The organism is Paenibacillus sp. Y280 (genome assembly GCF_056786335.1).
The window spans coordinates 82,969-101,616 of record NZ_JBXCIW010000016.1; the positions used below are offsets into that span (position 1 = coordinate 82,969).

19 protein-coding genes are annotated in these 18,648 nt (G+C 49.1%); 10 read left to right on the top strand and 9 right to left on the bottom strand.

The window, feature by feature from the left end; all coding sequences use genetic code 11:
• Positions 1 to 149: 149 nt before the first annotated feature.
• Positions 150 to 845 carry a hypothetical protein gene (locus AC1TPC_RS19420; RefSeq protein WP_482068448.1) on the bottom strand — a complete coding sequence of 232 codons (696 nt, stop codon included), beginning with the start codon at positions 843 to 845 and terminating at the stop codon, positions 150 to 152.
• Between the two features lie 123 nt (positions 846 to 968).
• On the opposite strand from AC1TPC_RS19420, the gene AC1TPC_RS19425 reads away from it, so the two are divergent.
• Both AC1TPC_RS19425 and AC1TPC_RS19430 read left to right on the top strand, forming a co-directional pair.
• A complete protein-coding gene (locus AC1TPC_RS19425; protein WP_482068449.1) occupies positions 969 to 1,748 on the top strand; it encodes a gluconate 2-dehydrogenase subunit 3 family protein in 780 nt (259 codons plus the stop codon).
• 16 nt (positions 1,749 to 1,764) lie between these two features.
• Positions 1,765 to 3,480 (top strand): GMC family oxidoreductase, encoded by a 1,716-nt coding sequence (locus tag AC1TPC_RS19430; protein WP_482068450.1) that lies wholly within the window; start codon positions 1,765 to 1,767, stop codon positions 3,478 to 3,480.
• 77 nt (positions 3,481 to 3,557) lie between these two features.
• On the opposite strand, the gene tatA is transcribed toward AC1TPC_RS19430, so the two are convergent.
• Positions 3,558 to 3,761, bottom strand: a complete 204-nt coding sequence (tatA, locus tag AC1TPC_RS19435; protein WP_169087736.1) for a twin-arginine translocase TatA/TatE family subunit — start codon at positions 3,759 to 3,761, stop codon at positions 3,558 to 3,560.
• A gap of 19 nt (positions 3,762 to 3,780) precedes the next feature.
• Positions 3,781 to 4,512, bottom strand: coding sequence for a twin-arginine translocase subunit TatC (gene tatC / locus AC1TPC_RS19440; protein ID WP_482068451.1), 732 nt, complete (start codon positions 4,510 to 4,512; stop codon positions 3,781 to 3,783).
• Between the two features lie 182 nt (positions 4,513 to 4,694).
• Here tatC and AC1TPC_RS19445 point away from each other — a divergent pair, with 182 nt between their 5' ends.
• The 5 genes from AC1TPC_RS19445 (at position 4,695) to AC1TPC_RS19465 (ending at position 8,339) form a co-directional block, all read left to right on the top strand.
• Positions 4,695 to 5,069, top strand: coding sequence for a c-type cytochrome (locus AC1TPC_RS19445; RefSeq protein WP_482068452.1), 375 nt, complete (start codon positions 4,695 to 4,697; stop codon positions 5,067 to 5,069).
• A gap of 102 nt (positions 5,070 to 5,171) precedes the next feature.
• On the top strand, positions 5,172 to 5,678 hold the full coding sequence (locus AC1TPC_RS19450; protein ID WP_482068453.1) for a hypothetical protein: 507 nt from the start codon (positions 5,172 to 5,174) through the stop codon (positions 5,676 to 5,678).
• Between the two features lie 170 nt (positions 5,679 to 5,848).
• Positions 5,849 to 6,469, top strand: a complete 621-nt coding sequence (locus AC1TPC_RS19455) for a DUF4275 family protein (protein WP_482068454.1) — start codon at positions 5,849 to 5,851, stop codon at positions 6,467 to 6,469.
• A 269-nt stretch (positions 6,470 to 6,738) separates the two neighbouring features.
• Positions 6,739 to 8,046 carry a YVTN family beta-propeller repeat protein gene (locus AC1TPC_RS19460; RefSeq protein WP_482068455.1) on the top strand — a complete coding sequence of 436 codons (1,308 nt, stop codon included), beginning with the start codon at positions 6,739 to 6,741 and terminating at the stop codon, positions 8,044 to 8,046.
• A 74-nt stretch (positions 8,047 to 8,120) separates the two neighbouring features.
• Positions 8,121 to 8,339, top strand: a complete 219-nt coding sequence (locus AC1TPC_RS19465) for a hypothetical protein (RefSeq protein WP_482068456.1) — start codon at positions 8,121 to 8,123, stop codon at positions 8,337 to 8,339.
• A 618-nt stretch (positions 8,340 to 8,957) separates the two neighbouring features.
• Here AC1TPC_RS19465 and AC1TPC_RS19470 read toward each other — a convergent pair.
• The 3 genes from AC1TPC_RS19470 to AC1TPC_RS19480 form a co-directional block, all read right to left on the bottom strand.
• Entirely contained in the window at positions 8,958 to 10,199 is a 1,242-nt protein-coding gene (locus AC1TPC_RS19470; RefSeq protein ID WP_482068457.1) for a cation:proton antiporter, read from the bottom strand.
• A 2-nt stretch (positions 10,200 to 10,201) separates the two neighbouring features.
• Positions 10,202 to 10,693, bottom strand: coding sequence for a cation:proton antiporter regulatory subunit (locus AC1TPC_RS19475; protein WP_482068458.1), 492 nt, complete (start codon positions 10,691 to 10,693; stop codon positions 10,202 to 10,204).
• Between the two features lie 94 nt (positions 10,694 to 10,787).
• Positions 10,788 to 11,105, bottom strand: a complete 318-nt coding sequence (locus tag AC1TPC_RS19480) for a hypothetical protein (RefSeq protein ID WP_482068459.1) — start codon at positions 11,103 to 11,105, stop codon at positions 10,788 to 10,790.
• Positions 11,106 to 11,309: 204 nt separating this feature from the next.
• Between AC1TPC_RS19480 and AC1TPC_RS19485 the strand changes: the two genes are divergently transcribed.
• Positions 11,310 to 11,771: a cupin domain-containing protein gene (locus tag AC1TPC_RS19485; protein WP_482068460.1), complete on the top strand. Its 462-nt coding sequence runs from the start codon at positions 11,310 to 11,312 to the stop codon at positions 11,769 to 11,771.
• 79 nt (positions 11,772 to 11,850) lie between these two features.
• On the opposite strand, the gene AC1TPC_RS19490 is transcribed toward AC1TPC_RS19485, so the two are convergent.
• Positions 11,851 to 13,395 (bottom strand): HD-GYP domain-containing protein, encoded by a 1,545-nt coding sequence (locus tag AC1TPC_RS19490; RefSeq protein ID WP_482068461.1) that lies wholly within the window; start codon positions 13,393 to 13,395, stop codon positions 11,851 to 11,853.
• Between the two features lie 141 nt (positions 13,396 to 13,536).
• Here AC1TPC_RS19490 and AC1TPC_RS19495 point away from each other — a divergent pair, with 141 nt between their 5' ends.
• A complete protein-coding gene (locus AC1TPC_RS19495) occupies positions 13,537 to 14,733 on the top strand; it encodes an MFS transporter (RefSeq protein WP_482068462.1) in 1,197 nt (398 codons plus the stop codon).
• Between the two features lie 31 nt (positions 14,734 to 14,764).
• Here the strand turns inward: AC1TPC_RS19495 and AC1TPC_RS19500 are convergent, their stop codons facing one another.
• A complete protein-coding gene (locus AC1TPC_RS19500) occupies positions 14,765 to 16,426 on the bottom strand; it encodes a PAS domain S-box protein (protein ID WP_482068463.1) in 1,662 nt (553 codons plus the stop codon).
• Positions 16,427 to 16,776: 350 nt separating this feature from the next.
• On the opposite strand from AC1TPC_RS19500, the gene deoC reads away from it, so the two are divergent.
• Entirely contained in the window at positions 16,777 to 17,466 is a 690-nt protein-coding gene (gene deoC, locus AC1TPC_RS19505) for a deoxyribose-phosphate aldolase (protein ID WP_482068464.1), read from the top strand.
• Between the two features lie 121 nt (positions 17,467 to 17,587).
• Here deoC and AC1TPC_RS19510 read toward each other — a convergent pair whose 3' ends face one another.
• Positions 17,588 to 18,463: an aldose epimerase family protein gene (locus tag AC1TPC_RS19510; protein WP_482068465.1), complete on the bottom strand. Its 876-nt coding sequence runs from the start codon at positions 18,461 to 18,463 to the stop codon at positions 17,588 to 17,590.
• Between the last annotated feature and the right edge of the window lie 185 nt (positions 18,464 to 18,648).

The following is an 18,648-nucleotide window of genomic DNA, read 5'->3' on the forward strand; positions in this document are numbered from 1 at the left end:
ACCTGACATGCCTCTCCAAATGACGGCTACACTGCAGAAAATACAACAGAAATAGCCTCCAATGCGGAAAATGAGCACATTGATTCAGCTACGGTTTGAACTGGCGGCTGCCAGCCTTTTGCCGGCAGCCGCTGCTTTATTTAATGAGATTAACGGTTGCGGCGTTGCTCTGCCTTTACCAGCCTCAGTAGATCCCGGATACCGTTTGCCACCTTATCTGGGGATATGTTTTTAGCCATCGCATCCGCACGAATCTGCTCGATGACCTTTACTGCTCTAGCGCCCGTTACGGTCAGTACCTTGACGTCTCCGCCCATGAACGTCTTGATCTGGCTTGCTGCCATCGCCAGATTGTCGTGGCTGTCCTTGTCCGTGCCGCTCATGCCGCCGAGGCCATCTTCCGGCGAATAGCCTTTGCCAGAAAGCCCTTCGGTCTGATCGAGCAGCTTTCTCTGAAGGCTGTCATATTGCGAGGCGGAAGCCGCATGCTTCTCCGCGGCGAGCACGACCGTATCGTCAAAGACGAATACGCGCACGTCAGGGATGCCGATGCCGCTGAGGCGCGATTCCAGATGCGCGGAGAAGCCGCTTGCGTTCAGCCCTGAGCTGCCGATCATACTGTAGACGGATGTGCCCATGCCGTAAGTGGTTTTGCCATGCTCATTGGTCGTATGCAGCTTCGGTCCGCCTTCACTTGGAATGATGGAGGGATCATGAAGCATATGAGCCTGCTGCTGCTGATCAGATTTTGTTTGGGTGTTGGGCGTTGTCCCATTGGCGCAGCCAGTTAAAGCCAAAGCTAAAGCGGCGGATGTCAGTACGAGCAGTTTGCGGGTGGTAGTCATTGAAAAATCATCCTCCATAGGTTGCATTTTGCTTTTAGGATGACCCTTTCCATGAAATGAATATTCATGACTTCTTGGAAAATAATAAAGGAGAAAGAGTGAAGCTTCCAGGAGGTGCAAGCATTGGATCGGATAGACAAACAGAAAGACCCAGGCAAACGAGCAGTAGACAACAGCTCCCGACGTAAGTTTCTTGTCAATACAGGCTATGCGCTGGGCGGTATTATGGTGGGTGGGGCACTCGGCTCCCTGATCAAGAGAAAGCCAGCCACAGATAATGCGCCGGCAGCGCCAGATGAAGGAAAGACGCCCGAGGCCAAAAACTACAATCACGCGCTCATGTTTTTTACGCAAGAGCAGTTCCGAATCACCGAGAGCGCCACAGAGCGTATCTTTCCTGAGGATGAGAATGGTCCCGGTGCGAAGTCGCTTGGGGTTGCCTTCTTTATCGACCACCAGCTGGCTGGGGAATGGGGCTTCAACGGGCGGGATTATATGACGCCGCCGTTCTTCACAGGAGAGAAGGAGCAGGGCTACCAAGGCCGGTTGAAGCGGCGGGAAATTTTCGAAATCGGGCTGCGTGAGATGGAGAACTATAGCATGACCAAATATCAGAAAAGCTTCGTGGAATTAGCCGGCGAGGAGCAGGATGAGGTGCTTAAGAGCTTCGAGTCAGACGCTGTGAAGCTGACGACGATCTCTGCGAGCAGCTTCTTCAAGATGCTGCGAACCAACACCCTTGAAGGCGCGTATAGCGACCCACTATATGGGGGCAATACGAACATGAATGGGTGGAAGATGCGCAGCTATCCGGGCAATCAGATGAGCTATGTCAGCATTATTGATAAGGATTTTACCAAAATCGAACCGAGCAGCCTGCAAGATCATTTGGTTTCTCATTAGTGAATCGGAGGATAATATGGCCAAAACATTACCGAAAACCGATGTCGTCATCGTAGGCGTCGGATGGTCAGGCGGCATCATCGCTGCCGAGCTGACAAAGAAAGGCTTAAATGTAGTTGGATTAGAGCGAGGCAAGGAGCGGAAGACTGAGGACTATTTTATGATCCATGACGAGCTCCGGTACGCGCTTCGCTACGAAATGATGCAGGATTTGTCGAAGGAAACGATCACGTTCCGCAGCAATGAGAAAATTCGTGCGCTGCCTATGCGGCAATACGGCTCCTTTCTAATTGGAGACGGGCTTGGCGGAGCCGGCGTTCATTGGAACGGCCAAACGTATCGTTTCTTGCCTTACGATTTTGAAATCCGCAGCAAAACGATTGAGAAATACGGAAAAAATAAAATTCCGGCTAACATGACGATTCAGGATTGGGGCATCACCTATGACGAGCTTGAGCCGTATTACGATAAATTCGAGATCATGGCCGGTATTTCAGGCGAGGAGAACTCGCTTGGCGGCAAACGAAGCAAGCCTTATCCGACCCCACCGATGAAAAAATCGCCCGCGATGCAGCTCTTTGTCGATGCGACTACCCGCATGAAGCTGAATCCGTATATGATGCCCTCTGCGAATTTATCGGAAAATTACACGAATCCCGACGGCATTGCCCGCGCGGCATGCCAGTACTGCGGATATTGCGAGCGCTTCGGCTGTGAATACGGGGCCAAAGCTGATCCTGTGGTGACCGTCATTCCGGTTGCCAATAAGACGGGGAAGTTTGAAATCCGCACCCATTCAAATGTTCGTCGCATTTTACATAAGGGCGGAAAGGCGACAGGCGTCATGTATACGGATGTGACCACGGGAGAGGAAATCATTCAGCCTGCGGATATCGTCGTCGTGACGAGCTATGTGTTCAACAATGTTCGCCTGCTGCTCATGTCCGGGCTTGGGAAGCCTTACGATCCGTCGACAGGTACTGGAGTCATCGGCCGGAACTATGCGTATCAGGTCATCAAAGGGAGCGCTGTAGGCTTTTTCGAAAAACAGCAGTTCAATAGCTTTGCGGGCGCAGGCGCGCTGGGCGTCTCAATTGACGATTTCAATGGCGATAACTTCGACCACTCCGAGCTGAATTTTATCCATGGAGGCGTCATCTCGATCGGTCAAGCCGGCGCTCGTCCGATTCAGAATAATCCCACTCCGTCGGGTACAGCCTCATGGGGCTATGAATTCAAGGAGAAATCAGTCCATTATGCGAATCGTACGCTTAGTATTGGAGTGCAGGGGTCCTCGATGGCGTTCAAGCATCATTTTCTCGATCTGGATACGACTTATAAAGACGTCTATGGCGACCCGCTGCTTCGCATAACGTTTGATTTCGAGGAGCAGGATCGAGAGCTGGCGAAATTTTTGTCCCAGCGCTGCTCACAGATTATGAAGGAGATGGGTGCGGATAAAGTCGATTATTTAAAGGAGCTTGGTCCGTACGAAATTATGACCTATCAGTCGACGCATAATACGGGAGGCGTCATGATGGGAACTCAGCCAGACACATCAGCAGTCAATAGGTATAGTCAAATGTGGGATGCGGACAATGTTTTTGTCGTTGGTGCAAGCTCATTTCCGCAGAACGCCGGCTATAATCCGACGAATACCGTTGGGGCGCTGGCGTACCTTGCTGCAGAGGGCATCTTGAAGTACAAAGAAAAGGTCGGATTGCTCGTCTAATGGAAAGAAGCGTCCGTTAAACGCAAAGAAAGACCGCTCCCGAAGCGATACGGGAGCGGTCTTTTTATATCCGCGGACTAAAGCAGCTTCTTGATGTCATCCTTTTTGTCCGTGGACGGATCGTCTTGCTCCTCGTCGACAATGCCGCGCGTTGAGCTGCGGAATTCACGCAGCGTATCGCCGAATGCCCTGCCGAGCAGCGGCAGCTTGGCAGGCCCAAACACGATGAGCGCGATAAGCAAAATAATAACTAACCCCGAAACGCCGATATTGTTAAACATGTGCAAATCTCCTTTTGGTTCAAGTAGGGGAAGGAACAGCAGCTAGCCGCTTGGCGTATCTCCGGGTAACGAGCACGCTGATCTCGAAGAGCAACAGCAGCGGAACGGTTACGGAGAGATGTGAGACAAAGTCCGGCGGGGAGATGCAAGACCCGACAACGGCTAGACTAACATAGGCATATTTGCGCGAGCTGCTCAGCCGCTCAGGGGTCAGCAGTCCGAGCCTCGTCAGAAACAAAATAATAAGCGGCATCTCGAACGCGACGCCAAGCGGGAACACGACGCTGAATAGAAAGCTGAAATACCGATCAATGCCGTATGTCTCGACTGCGCCTACATTATGATTCATTTCAATCATGAATCCGAGCATCATCGGAAATACAAGAAAGTAGCTGAAGGATACGCCTGTGAGAAACAGCAGGAAGGATACGGGCACATAGGCCAGCGTTCCCTTTGCTTCGGTTTCCGTTAGGCCAGGCCGCACGAATGCCCATGTCTGATACAGCAATACCGGCAGCGTGAACAGTATGGCGAACAGGAAGGCGCAGCGCAAATAAATGAACAAACCGTCCGTGAACGAGAAGACGTTCCACTCCACTGATTTGGCGGTTAGTCCTGACTTGATGTATCGCAAAATGGCCGGGGACACATACAGCCCTCCGCTCATCGCCACGAAAAAGCAGGTGATCACGATGATCAGCCTCTTCCGCAGCTCGGTCAAGTGGTTGACCAGATCCCCCTCAATATCCACATTTTCACCCCGCATCACAAGCTTTTTACAGTTAATCCCCCATGATATTTCCTTAGGATAACCAGTAACCTTACGGTTATGCGCTGTGCTGCCTTTTCTGAAAATCTTTGGGAGCGTCTGTATATGACATGTGTATTTCGGGAAACGTAACTACGATTTTCCCTGAATTAGGAGGCAAAAAAATGATGAGAAAAAACAAATGGTTTCTATGGGTTGCCGGCACTTTACTGGTAATCGGGCTGTCCGCTTGCGGCGGCAATAATACGAATAACGGAGCAAACGAGCAACCGCCTGCCGAGAACAACGGGGGGAACGGGGGAACAACCGTTAATACGGAAGAAGCGGAATCCCTTTACGGGAAAAACTGCGTAAGCTGCCATGCTGTTGACCTCTCTGGCGGCGTTGGTCCCAACTTGCAGAAAATAGGCTCCAGAATGACCGTCGATCAGATCAATGCGCAAATCAGCAATGGTGGAAACGGGATGCCTGCTTACAAAGGGCAACTGAAGGATACTGAGATTGCAGCGCTCTCAGCGTGGCTGGCCGAGCACAAGTAGTGAGGGCAGAATGAATAGTATAGGTTTTGAGAAGGGGCAGCTGCGGCTGCTTCTTTTTTTGTTGTAAAGGGAATAATCCTATACTCATGGATTATCGTTGTTTTGCACGGCATTTTTGGAATGGCGCTTGGTCTCCTCTTTCCTTATTGGTTGTTGGTCTTGTACGGCATGGCGACTGCATTAGGGTATGGGATTATCGACTGGTGGCTGAGAGTAAGGCCTCTAGGGTCAAAAGGAATGATCATTGTTGTTCTTTCTCCCGTGCTTCTGTATGGGGTGTCATGGGGAACGCTGCAGTCCCTTTCGCCGCCGTTGCCGCCTTTTACAATAGAGGAAGCCGTTGCATTTGCTACTGCTGGGGAAGGAACGTCAACAAGTCTATTCCCTGATGAAATCGGGCGTTGGCAAGGAACGGTCGACGGTTATCAGGTCGTTAGAGAAACAAGCGCGAGAGAGATGGCCAATAACAAATATATTGTTACCTTTAGCGAAAGCTGGACCAAAGATGCGCAAACGAACTCGCGGTACCTGTCTTATCGAGTAGAACGCTCAGGAATGACCATTTACAAAAGAGAAGGGGAAGACCCTCCATATCTAAAGCGGACATAGATTTTTGAAGGAAAGTGTTTGAAGCCGCCTCTAATTATAGATTAGAGGTGATTTTATGTTTTCAAAAAAGAGGCATATCCGGATTGATAACGATGATTTCGTTGAAGGTGATGAGAATGCTCAGGTTTGTGTAGTCGTAACTTTCCCTGATTCGTCGCAATGGCTTACGAATGTCTATACTTGAATATTTTGGTGCGGTTGAGACAAGTCAGATTAAACAGTACCCCGAAGGTTTTTTTGAAAAGGCTTCAACAATCGATCAAGATCTTGTCTTACGTCAAGCGAGCACGCTGCTGCAAATGCTGGGGCATTCGAGCGATGAATTTAAGGAAATGGTCAAAGCGGACTTATTTGGCGAAACGGTAGAAGGGTTCGAGTATTTGAAGCTCTTGCCGATTCTGGAAGCTAAAAATATAAGAGCGGTAAAAGCGGATTTTGACGGACAAGAGATCAAGCGCATGTGGGAGCAAGCTTTTGCCGATGGATTAGTTGCTCTTGAGAAAGAAGCCATTTATATGGATCAGTTTTTATGGCATCTATTTAGCTATAAGAGAAAGCCGTGCTTAAGCGATGATGCGGCAGTTGAAGCATTTTGTAACGTTGAAAAGCAAGGCTGTTACGTCTTTTACCAGTATGGACATTCGTCTATCTATATCGAAAATGCGGCTGATTTGACCTCGGCAGATTTGGAAGGCGAGTCTGACATCTATATCGTGGACAAGTCGTTTCAATGGACCTATGTGCAGACGCATGAGTCACAGTGCGGGCCTTATTTTAGCTGCAAAAGTTAACCAATGGATGAGTCCACATTACTTTATGGAACCCTATACTCTCTAATTCTCATACCCCTTAATCCTCGGAATAGGCGGATAATTAGGCTCGCCGTAATGAATAGTGACGGTACCGTGAAAGCTTTGCGGAATTTGGTGGATAACCCACGGACGCTGTTGGAGATCAGATGTAATAAGGCTTGGGTTTCAAGCTCCAATAGACGCAAGTCCATGCCCCCGATAGATATTAAGCATAGGATTTAGTAAATGTATCTATAAGGTGGTGATTGATGGTGGATTTTTGCGAAAATCCAAAGAAAAGAAAGTTAAAACGAAAACCTTTGCACATTCGACGAGATTTAAATAGGCTGTGTAAAAAGGTATGCAGGCTTGAAGGGGAAGTTGAGGAGCTTGAAGAAACAGGAAGGCTTCGCGGACCACGTGGATATAGAGGGGCGCGCGGATATAGAGGATCCGAAGGCGCTCAGGGTGCTCAAGGTCCACAAGGTCCACAAGGTCCACAAGGTCCACAAGGTATTCAAGGTCCACAAGGTACACAAGGTACACAAGGTCCACAAGGGCCAGTCGGGCCGTCAGGTGAAGTCGGAGCAACGGGGGCAGTTGGACCTCAGGGTGCTGCCGGAGCAACGGGGGCAGCCGGACCGGAGGGTCCGATCGGGCCACAAGGACCTGCCGCAAATCAAGCGGTTAATCGTATATATGTAGCCAATTTCATTAGCAACAATGTTTCCGTGATTGATGGTGCAACAAATGTGGTGATTGCTACCATCCCTGTTGGGGTAAGTCCTGCGGGAGTAGATGTTAATCCATTAATTAATCGGATCTATGTAGCGAATCTGAGCAGCGATGAAGTATCCGTAATTGATGGAATAACGAATACGGTAATCGCTACTGTTCCAGTCGGGAGTGGACCGAGCGCAGTGGCGGTGAATCCGGCTACCAATGCCATTTACACAGCAAATTTCAATAGTAATGCTGTTTCTGAGATTGAAGGCTTGACCGATACCGAGGTTGCGACCATTGTGCCTGTCGGAGGCCTCTCTCTTCCAACTGGTGTAGGAGTCAATCCAACCACCAATCGTATTTATGTTGCGAATTTTAATTTTGATATCGTTTCTGTCATAGATGGAGCAACGAATACGGTGATTACTAACATTCCAGTGGGGGTAAACCCATTTAGAGTAGGGGTCAATCCGGATACTAATCGTATTTATATTTCAAATTTTACAGGCAATTCGATATCAGTAATCGATGGTGCCAGCAATACGGTCATCGCTACCGTTCCTGTAGGAACTACACCAGGGGAAGTGGGAATTGATCGTGCTACGAATGCGATTTATGTACCAAATCGAGATACTAATAACGTATCGGTTATTAGTGGGCTTACAAATATCGTCATTGCTACAATCCCAGTAGGGAATAATCCGAATGGAGCAGGGGTCAATCCAATAACGAATCGTGTTTATGTAACCAATCAGGATGATAACAACATTTCTGTCATTGATGGAGCTACCAATACGGTAATTGCAAGCATTCCAGTTGGCGCTAGTCCATTTGCAATCGGAGTTAACCCGTAGGTTTTTTTGAAGCGCAGATAACAAGATAGGAACCTTTGTTAGGATTCATGATTTTACAACGGGCGGTGATGTAGATGAAAGAAGTTAGAACGAAAGAGAATCTAATGGAGCTGTTCTCAACTATGAGTAAAGAGAATGCTGTCTCCCAAGTCTTTATTCCGGGCATTGGGAAATTCACTATAGTACTGCAAGAGGTGGACGATCAGTCCTCTGAACCAGCTATTTTAGAGGAAGCAGTCAAAGTAGGACATGCCAAATCGATATCCGAATTAAAGAGGAATCCATTTATTTAAGAAGCGGTAGTCTAAAACATGATTCTCATGTTCTAGACTGCGGCATTCATAAGACAAGCTTATATTTCTTTGCGTTTAAAATAGAGCAGACCGGCTGCCAGGAATAAAATAAAGCTGCCCGTAATGGTGACCAGTATGTTGGTCAGCGGCAGGCTGACCCCATATGATCATGCCTGGGGTTGGCTGAGGCTGTAGCAACAAAGTTTGGTACGTTGTAGAAAGTGCAATAGAAACCTGACATGGCAGAGTATTTAAGGAGCTACGCTGCACTTTTGCAACCAAAATCGCCCCTAAAGCAGAAAATGGGCTAGTTAGCGTCCATTCTGTTGTAGTAACTGCAACGTAGCTGATGGGGTTCAGCTGGGAAGGGGTTTACGGTGTATTAACTGCAACGTAGCAAGGAGAGTAGAGTGTGGTGAGTGGTTAGTTTTTTGGAGCTGTAACGTAGCAAGGGGAGTTCAGAGTGGTGAGTGGTTAGTTTTTTGGAGCTGCAACGTAGCAAGGAGAGCAGGGTATGGTGAGAGGTTGTACCACCCAACCACCCAACCGACCGACCGTCGCAGCTATGTCCACTAAATAAAGAAGAGGCCTGGATAAAGCATCCAGGCCTCCTTTGTGTCAACTATTGTCTGCCGGTTCCTTCGCTGGCACTGGCTCACGAGGCTTTTTCGGTTTTTCCCATCGGAAAATCGAATTTAATCCTTTGAACACAAGCTTCGACTCCTTCGTCAGAAGCGGTCCTAGTATCGCAAGGATGAGCACATACAAGGCAGCGAACGGCTGAAGAAGCTCGAGCAAGCCGCCGGTCTTGCCTAGGTTCGCCATAATGATGGAGAACTCGCCGCGTGATACGATAGTCAGACCAATGTTAGCGGATGCCTTGGGCGACAAGCCGGCGCTTTTTCCCGCTAGCATGCCGGCGACGAAGTTGCCAAATAGCGTAATGCCAACGGCTCCAAGCGACAGCCATACCGCACCGCCAAGCGCGAACGGGTCGATGGTCAGACCGAAGCTGAAGAAGAATAACGCTCCGAAGAAATCGCGGAAGGGTAGGATAAGATGCTCGATCCGCTTCATATGGACCGTCTCCGCCAGCACCAAGCCAACGAGCAGCGCTCCGATTGCCTCTGCCACGTGAATCGTTTCAGAGAAGCCTGCCACGAGGAACAGGAAGCCGAATACGAGCAGCAGAAACAGCTCATTCGAGCGAATATTGAAAATTTTGTTCAAGAGAGGGGCTGCTTTCCTGCCAATGATAAGGAAGAGCAGCATAAAGCCTAATGCGTACGATGCGGACAGCAGCACGCCGCCTAAGGATGACGAGTCGCTGAGGACAAGTCCGGAGAGGACGGATATATAAACAGCTAGGAAAATATACTCAAACATAATGATTCCAAGAATCATCTCCGTCTCCGGGTTTGCTGTCCGCTTCAAATCGACGAGTACCTTCGCGACGATGGCGCTCGACGAAATCGTTGTAATTCCGGCAATGACCATCGTTTCCTCAACAGGGAAGTCGTTGATCCAGCCGAATAACAAGCCAAGTGAAAAGTTGATAAGGATATAGATGGTTCCGCCTATCGCAATAGAGCGACCCGATTTCATTAATCGACCCACAGAAAACTCCAGACCTAAATAGAACAGCAGGAACAGCACGCCGAGCCGCCCCATAAATTCGATTAGTTCTGCACTATGAATAAACCTAAAGTCCAATATGCCTACGTGAGGCGCATGAGGACCTACGGCCATGCCGATTAAAATATAAAACGGGATGACGGAAAACCGAATTTTTGCAGCTAACAGCCCGACTAAGGCGATGAGTATAACAGCAAGACCGATCTCCAGCACCATATGATCCATAATTAACGGCTCCCGTTTTGCAGCATAAGCTTAAGAAGCTTCAAATGCTGGCGTTCACCTGCGACGATGAGGGTCGTATCTGTCTTGAAAATATAGTCGGGGCCGGGATTAATATGCTTTGCTTCCTTCTCGACAGCAGCGATGATCGTCGCTCCGGTCGTTTGGCGGATATCGGCTTGGCCGATCGTCATGCCGATGCATGCGGCGTTTGGTTCGATTTTGTACCATTCAATCGTCAGGTCGTCAAGCGCCACCTCGATGGTCTCGAGCGCCTTCGGCTTGTAGGTCATGCCGCCAATGATGGCAGCGACTTGCCTTGCTTCTTCATCCTCAAGGGTAACCATGGAAATGCTATCATCTGGATCCTCGTAGTCAAAGTGGTACATCTCGCGGCGCCCGTCATCATGAATGATGATCACAAACTTATCGCCGCTTCTCGTCATAACTTGGTATTTACGCCCGATACCGGGCAGATCGGATTCTCTGATATTCATTGTATGTGCCTCCTCATTTGTTGTTAGTATACGAACCAAATGAGAGGATTAACCAACGAAATGGGATGTGAATTTAATTGGAGTCATAAGCAAATCACGCAATCGCTGCGGAACAGTCGTGCGAAGTGCGGACAGGCTCGCGGCTAGCCAGTGCATATGCATGAATGCATGCATATAAGCAGCCAGGAGTACGTTCTCGGGAAAAAAAAACTTTCGTTGTGGTGTTCTGTTTCCCAACAATTGCTGTCGAGTATTTCGCTGACGCCGTCATTCGACTTGCGCCAGCAGTCAGCTCGAACGTATTGCCTGCTTGGTAGGCGAACAGCGCTGCCAGCAGCAGCGGAACAATAATAAGCAAATTCATCAAATGCTTGCGGCTGATTCGACCAAAATCATATACGCTATTGTTCATCTGTCCACCTCCAACAAGTTAGTTAATATAAGTATAACTTATAAATCAAAAATAACAAAGCCGATTCCATATATTAGTTGGGCAAAAAATGAACATTATCCTTCAATCCCACCTGAATTGACGATATAAGCTGATGCGTTATAAAATGAGGGAACGAATGGATGAACGATATGTATGCAAAAGAGAGAAAGAAGGTTGAGATGGATGGGAGTATCAGTAAAACAACTGTCGCCGCTGGTGCAGTCGCTTGGACTCAAGCAGCATGTGGAAGGCGGATGGTACAAGGAAATTTGGAAGGCTGGATTTGAAATACCGCAGGAGGTGCTCGGTGCTCCCTATTCAGGGCCTCGCTTTGCGGCATCGTCTATATACTTCCTGCTGCATCCCGACGAGTTTTCCGATTGGCACACCGTTTATTCGGACGAGCTGTGGATGTGGCATGCCGGCAGCCCTTTGATGCTGACGCTTGGCGGAACGCAAGAGTCGCCGGAGACAAGGAAAGAAATCATTGTTGGGCCAGATGTGCTGGCAGGTCATCACCCGCAGGCGCTCGTGCCGGCGAATGAATGGCAAATGTCTCGTCCGCTTGGCGATGAGCCGGTGCTCGTTTCCTGCGTCGTGGCGCCAGGCTTTCACTATGATGATTTTAAGCTTATCCAACGGTAATCAGCACTCTTATTCATAAGAACATAGAAAGAGCCATTCGAGAAGGGGAACATCCCTTGCCGGATGGCTCTTATTGTATTTAAGAGGCTTCTTCGTCAACTCTTTCCTTCCCGCGAATCGATTCAATGAAGAGCTGCGCGAGCTTAGGATCCCATTGGGTGCCTTTGCCTTCTTCTATAATCGAGATAGCTCGCTCAAAGGTCATGCCCTTCCGGTACGGTCTATCCGAGGTCATCGCATCGAAGGCATCTGCAATGGCGATCGCGCGGCCAAACAGCGGGATATCGTTGCCAGCCAGCCCGTCGGGATAACCTTTGCCGTCGTAACGCTCATGATGCGAGCGAACGCCTGGCAGCAGGTCAGCCATCGCATCAGCCGGCTCGATCTGCTTCAAAATATTTTCGCCGAGGACGGGGTGCAGCTTGATTTGATCAAATTCCTCGTCAGTTAGACGGCCCTCTTTAAGCAGCACAGCATCGCGTACGCCGATTTTTCCGATATCATGGAGCAGCGCTGTTTTGTGAAGAAGATCGATATCGTTCTCGGACCACCCGCCCAATCTGCCGATTTGAACGGAAAATTGGGCTACCCGAGTCGAGTGGCCGGCCGTATAGGTATCACGAGCGTCGAGCGCCGCTGCCAGCGTCATGAAATAGCTTTGAAGGAGCTGGTTATTGCGCTGCTCGCGCTCCTTCAGCCCATTTACCATATGATTGAAGCCCGCAACAAGCTTGGAAAACTCGTCGGAGTAAATGTCTGCCGCGCTCGAATCGAAATTGCCGGCTTGCACGCTGCTCATGCCTTCTTGAATGGTATGGATAGGATCTTCAATGTTGCGTGATAGGAGTGATGCCCCAAGCAGGGAGTAGAGGACTCCGATGATGAGAATAATGACAGCCCACTGCCAATACGCAGAAGTGGCATCACCTTGGATATGATCGAGCCTGATTTGCGAGGCAAGCCCGAACAGCAATAAAGGCAGCGTTCCGATAAGAAAGGCGCTTAGGCGGAACTTCGTGCGGATGGATACGAGAACTCGGCCGCCTAACGTAATATCCTGTTTGTATAATTGCTTATGCTTATCTCGAATAAATGCAACGACAGGCCGAATCGCTTTGGATGTCAAAAAAAATTCAATCATCGCATGCATACTGGCGATCATGAAAGCTACTGCGGAAGCGATTCCGATGTAAGAGTAGGGGAGATTTAAATAACCTGACTTTATGAGCACGTATGCCATAATAACGGCTGGCACCAGCAAGCCGAGAAAATGCGGGCCGAAGGTACGCCTAACCGATAGGGTCGGAAATTGATGCGTTTGAAGATAGGCGGTTTTGAGCTGCTCTGACGTGGGCTGCCCGTTTTTGAAGATGGCCTGAATCGGCCGGAGATGACGATAGAAGACAAATAGCTCACAAGCGAACATAATGAGAAGGGAAATCATCATAATGGCGCCTAACAGAATACGTTCCTTGGATGGGATCATAAGGGTAGAAAATACAACGATACCGCCTACTCCAAGAACAGCGACTGTCGAGCCGAAGATATAATTACGAAGGAGCTGAGAGAGGAAGGCGGTATACTCGCGGCCTCCGCTTTGTTCGCGCTCGCTTAGTAAATGCATAAGATGTGACCTCTTTTCTCGAAATGTCTATTAGACTAGTACACAGTACCTACAGTATAAATCGGCATTTTAAAAATGTATATTAAATATAATGAATAAAAACTGCGCGTAAATATGGTGAACATGAGAGGAAAACAAAAGGTGAAGGAAACGCTTTGGACCAAACCATTTATTTTGCTGATTTTGTCTAATTTATTTTTATTTTTAGCGCTCGAGATGCTGCTGCCGACGCTTCCGATGTTTGCGGCGAATAAGGGCGGAACGGATGCGCAGATCGGACTTATTATCGGCCTATTCACGTTCTCAGCGGTATTATTGCGACCCTTTGTCGGCATGGCTTCTGATAAATTCGGCAAAAAGCTGCTGCTGCTTGTCGGCGTAGCGATCTGCTTAATCGGAACAGCCAGCTACTACGCCGCAGTGACCATAACGATGATGCTCATGCTTCGTATCGTGCATGGGGTTGGCTTCGGCATTTCGACGACCTTGTACGGTACGGTCGCCTCCGACATTATTCCAGCCACTCGCAGAGGCGAGGGGATGGGCTTCTTCGGCACGGGCAACGCGGTAGCGATATCGCTAGGGCCCTTTCTTGGGATTTGGCTAATGGAGGAGTTTGGCTTCTCCGTCTTGTTCATTGTCGGAGCGTGCATTCTGCTTATCGCAATCATCTGTACCGCCTTCGTAAAGGGGGATTCGCGAGAGGAACGGGCACAAGCGCAAGTAGCATCAGCAGCAAACACAAGCTTCATGCTTCGGTTCGTGGAGCCGAAGGCGTTGATGCCGTCTTTGCTCGGGATGCTTGTTGGCTTATCCCTTGGAGGGATTATCAGCTTTATTACGTTGTTCGGCAAAGAAGCGGGCGTGGAAAATATCGGCTTCTTCTTTCTTGTGCTTGCGATTAGCGAATTTCTGATCCGATTTGTGAGCGGAAAAATATTTGATACGAAAGGACGGATCTGGGTGCTGTTCCCAGCGGCTATTTTTTGCATAGTGGGATGCGTCATTCTCTTTTTTACAAAATCAACGGGGCTTCTGCTGCTTGCAGCGGTTTTTTACGGAGCGGGCTTTGGGGCGATTTTTCCTGGCTTGCAGGCTTGGGTAATCGACAGAGTGGAGCCGCAGCGCAGAGGGGTGGCGACGGCTACGTTCTACAATGCCTTCGATATTGGCATCGGCAGCGGTGCGATGCTGCTCGGTTTGGTCGCAACATGGTCGAACTATGCAACGATGTATTTGGTGTCCAGCGTGTTCTTCCTTATTTACTTGGCCGTGTACTTCTTGTACGAGAGGCGGCTGAAGCGGGAGCATCAGATAACGAAAGGAATGCGATCGTAGCGCTGCGAGGCAGCGTCTACGATCGCATCCATTATTGGGAGATGTATCGATTTTTTCCTTCGCGCTTCGCCTGATAAAGCGCACTGTCCGCATGGGTGAACAGCTCGTTCTGCGTAAAGGAGCAATCGGGCTTCCAGGTTGCAGAGCCGATGCTGATCGTGACATAAGGATTGCAGGCCTCCTCGGAATGAGGGATTTGCAGCTTCCGAACCGCTTCGAGCAGCCGCTGCGCGATTGTAGCGGCACGCTCCTTGCTCGTTTGCGGCAAAATAACGCCAAATTCCTCGCCTCCGTAACGGGCGACAATATCGAGCGGGCGCTTCAGTGCGCTGCGCATGGCAGAGGCGATCTGTCTGAGGCATTCGTCGCCTTTCTGATGCCCGAACGTATCATTATAGGCTTTGAAATTGTCGATATCGCCCAGCATCAGCGTAATCGGCATATGGTGGCGCTGCGCATCCTCCCACTCGTTATTCCACGATTCATCGAATGTTCGCCTGTTGGCGATATTCGTCAGCTCATCGATGTGAGAAAGAGCATGCAAAATTTGATACTGCTCCAGCATCTTCAGTTCGATCTCTTTGCGAGGCGTAATATCTCTGGATACCGAAACCAGCGTTTGCGTGCGGTCGCCATCGTGAAAGACGACGCGAGATGTAGATTCAAACCACCGATAGGTGCCATCCTTGCGTTTCATTCGGTAAGTAATGGCGCTGTCGTCAAAGTTTTTGTAAATTAGCTCTTGGTTGTCGAGCATCCGCTGCTTGTCGTCAGGATGGTACATGTGAAAGGGCGATTGCCCGATCAACTCATCGTCTCGGTAGCCGAGCAGACTGTAGCAAGCAGGAGAGACGTAAGTAAATAAGCCGTTCCGGTTATGCTTGGAAATCATATCGCTTGAGTTTTCGGCAAGCAGACGGAAGCTCTTCTCGCTTTCCTGCAGCTGGTCGGCTGTCCGCTTGCGCTCTGTAATTTGGCGAAAATGAACGGAGAGGCCGAATTCGTATGGATATACATTCGCTTCAAACCATTGGTTCAGCTTCGGAACAAACTGCTCGTACAGCCTCTGCTGTTTGTTTTCCATAGCAAGCTTAAACTCGTGCTGACTGTTTGAACCAACTAACCACGGGAACACTTCCCAGATGTTATGGCCGATCAGCTCCTGCTCGCTTCGTCTAAACAGCTTCTGAGCGGCTTCGTTCGTATAAATAAACCGGTACTGCTCATCAAGCGAGAAGAAGGCATCCAAGATGCTCTCCAAAATGTTGGAGATGCGCTGCGTCAGCTGCTCTACTTCTGATATCGCTTTCTCTTTTTCGGATATGTCCATCATCTGAGATATAAAGTGGCGAGGATTGCCCTCCTGGTCGTATACAAGCGATACGGATAATATCACAGGTACAATTTCGCCGGTTTTTTTGAAATATCTCTTTTGCATTTGATATGTATCTATTTCGCCGTCCAAAAGCTGCTTCACATAGCTGTTATCCTGCTCCAGATCATCTGGATGGGTAATATGGGCATAGTTTACGGTGCTAAGCTCATTTTCCTCGTAACCAAGCATCGTTTGAGCGGAAGGGTTAATCACCATAATGCTGCCGTCTAAATCAACTAAAGCCATACCGATTGGGGCGTAATGGAATGCGCTGCGGAATAAATCGGCTTCGCGATTCGGTTTTGAGATCAAGGTCAAGCTTCGCACCTCTTCTGCTGTCCATACTGGATAAGAATGTTAGTATATATTAAAGAATAGAACACAATAATTCGTTTGTCCACAGCTCTTAAGCATTAATATTTAAGCAGCGCTGCAAAAAACAGCTGCCCATAAGCCAGCTGTTTCCAGCCAGTCCAACAATTGATGCCATTACTCGTGCCATGCGCCTTTGCCAGCATATTATTGTTGTTTTTTTGGAAGCTACGTATAATGAAACATAACATGCGTATCTCGTTCTTCTATTTGGATAGGATAAGCTAGTGACGATGCGCTTTGGCGGCGCGTTGCCAGAAGTTGGAATAGTATGAGATGAATCGGAGGAATAAATAATGAGTAGCGCCACTAATTACACGCCTGCTGAAGTAGCGGCGATGATCGATCATACAATTCTAAAGGCGGATGCGACGAAGGAAGAAATTTTGCAAATATGCCGCGAGGCTAAGCAATATCAATTTGCAACGGTGTGCGTGAACGCGGGCTGGGTAGCAGCTGCTGCTGAAGAGCTGAAGGGCTCGGGCGTTGGCATTACTACGGTCGTTGGTTTTCCGCTTGGGGCAACTACGACGGCCTCCAAGGCTGCGGAAGCGAAGTTTGCGATCGAAGATGGGGCGACTGAGGTAGACATGGTGCTGAACATCGGGCTGCTGAAATCAGGCGATCTTGCAGGCGTGCAGCGTGACGTGGAAGGTGTAGCTGCTGCCGTTAAAGGAAAAGCATTGCTTAAAGTCATTCTTGAGACTGGACTTCTGACAGACGAAGAGAAGGTTGCGGCAAGTCAACTATGCAAAAAAGCAGGTGCTGACTTCGTGAAGACGTCGACGGGCTTCGGCAAGGGCGGGGCTACGGTAGAGGATATCGCACTTATGCGCCGCACCGTTGGTCCTGACCTCGGCGTGAAGGCATCGGGCGGCATACGCGACCGTGAAACCGCGCTGCAAATGTTCGCGGCTGGCGCAACGCGCATTGGCGCAAGCTCCGGCATCGCCATCGTCACAGGCGGTAAGGGCGAAGGCTATTAATATTCAGCAGCAATTTAATCGTTAAGAAGCTGTCAGAGTAAAGAAATAAAGGAAGCCTTGTTTACCGTGAGACGATTCTCATGGTGAGCAAGGCTTCCTGTTTTTTTGGAGAGGACCGTGTTTAACGCTCGCAGCTTATCGTAAGGTTAGCATGCAGCTCTTCGCCTGCATTCAGCAGCACAAGCTCCTCTTGGCGATTAAGCTCCCCGTTCATAGCCATCCACGGCTCAACGCACACGAATGGACGATCCTTCACTGACCATAGCACCATATATTTGAAAATGTCATCGTAAGTCAGGCGAACACGTGCGCCCTGAAGGGCAAGGAAGGAAATTTCACTTTTCTTGGGATCAAGCAAGGTTACGGACTCTACAAGTCCTTCCAAATCCAGAACGCCTTCGAATGGCTTCTCGATATTATCGTTGTAATCGAGGTAGCGAGTCGCATCGATGTTGTCATAGGCGATCTTCTTATCCGAATCAATGGCAAAGTAAGGGTGGAAGCCTGCATAGAAAGGCATTGCAGCCGCTTTGCTCAAATTGCGGTATTGCTGACGCGTATGCAGTTCGCCGTCCTTCAGCTCATAAGTGAACAGCAGCTCGAAGTCAAAAGGGTAGGAGCGAAGCGTATCCTCATTGCTTTGCAGGCGAATCGTAATCGAAGCCTCGTCCTCGGCTTTGGTGCCGACAACCTCCCACACAGCCGTGCGGGCTACCCCGTGGTTAGCCATTTTGTAAGATTGCCCGTTCCATTCATAGGCTTGTTCCTCAAGCTGGCCGCAGATCGGGAACAGGATGGGATTGCCGCCGCGAATGTTCGCGGTTGGATTCTCAAACGTCGACTTGTCCAGATAAAAGAGTTCAAGTCCGTGCAGCTGGCAGCCAATCACGATACCGCCTCGCTCCGGACATACAAGCACACGTGAATCGGTGCTTTTCTCCGTTAATTCATATAACGTAAACGTATCCTTGTAGCTGCGTACTTCGTAGTTGCTCACTTAATTTCCCTCCAATTAATAGATGAATGACATATTGTTCCCATCATATCATATTCGCTATGCACGATCTCGTATAACTTGCACATGATGATCACAGCGCAGCCTATAGTGTCATATCTCCATCCCAGTCATCAGCCGGCTCATCTTCCGCTATTACGACGCTGGTTTCAAAATGGTCGTATCTA

What these genes read in the sequence shown, in the direction of transcription:
- AC1TPC_RS19420 (WP_482068448.1), bottom strand. Translation starts at nt 845, where the DNA reads ATGACTACCACCCGCAAACTGCTCGTACTGACATCCGCCGCTTTAGCT.
- AC1TPC_RS19430 (WP_482068450.1), top strand. Translation starts at nt 1,765, where the DNA reads ATGGCCAAAACATTACCGAAAACCGATGTCGTCATCGTAGGCGTCGGA.
- tatA (WP_169087736.1), bottom strand. Translation starts at nt 3,761, where the DNA reads ATGTTTAACAATATCGGCGTTTCGGGGTTAGTTATTATTTTGCTTATC.
- AC1TPC_RS19445 (WP_482068452.1), top strand. Translation starts at nt 4,695, where the DNA reads ATGATGAGAAAAAACAAATGGTTTCTATGGGTTGCCGGCACTTTACTG.
- AC1TPC_RS19455 (WP_482068454.1), top strand. Translation starts at nt 5,849, where the DNA reads ATGTCTATACTTGAATATTTTGGTGCGGTTGAGACAAGTCAGATTAAA.
- AC1TPC_RS19460 (WP_482068455.1), top strand. Translation starts at nt 6,739, where the DNA reads ATGGTGGATTTTTGCGAAAATCCAAAGAAAAGAAAGTTAAAACGAAAA.
- AC1TPC_RS19465 (WP_482068456.1), top strand. Translation starts at nt 8,121, where the DNA reads ATGAAAGAAGTTAGAACGAAAGAGAATCTAATGGAGCTGTTCTCAACT.
- AC1TPC_RS19470 (WP_482068457.1), bottom strand. Translation starts at nt 10,199, where the DNA reads ATGGATCATATGGTGCTGGAGATCGGTCTTGCTGTTATACTCATCGCC.
- AC1TPC_RS19475 (WP_482068458.1), bottom strand. Translation starts at nt 10,693, where the DNA reads ATGAATATCAGAGAATCCGATCTGCCCGGTATCGGGCGTAAATACCAA.
- AC1TPC_RS19480 (WP_482068459.1), bottom strand. Translation starts at nt 11,105, where the DNA reads ATGAACAATAGCGTATATGATTTTGGTCGAATCAGCCGCAAGCATTTG.
- AC1TPC_RS19485 (WP_482068460.1), top strand. Translation starts at nt 11,310, where the DNA reads ATGGGAGTATCAGTAAAACAACTGTCGCCGCTGGTGCAGTCGCTTGGA.
- AC1TPC_RS19490 (WP_482068461.1), bottom strand. Translation starts at nt 13,395, where the DNA reads ATGCATTTACTAAGCGAGCGCGAACAAAGCGGAGGCCGCGAGTATACC.
- deoC (WP_482068464.1), top strand. Translation starts at nt 16,777, where the DNA reads ATGAGTAGCGCCACTAATTACACGCCTGCTGAAGTAGCGGCGATGATC.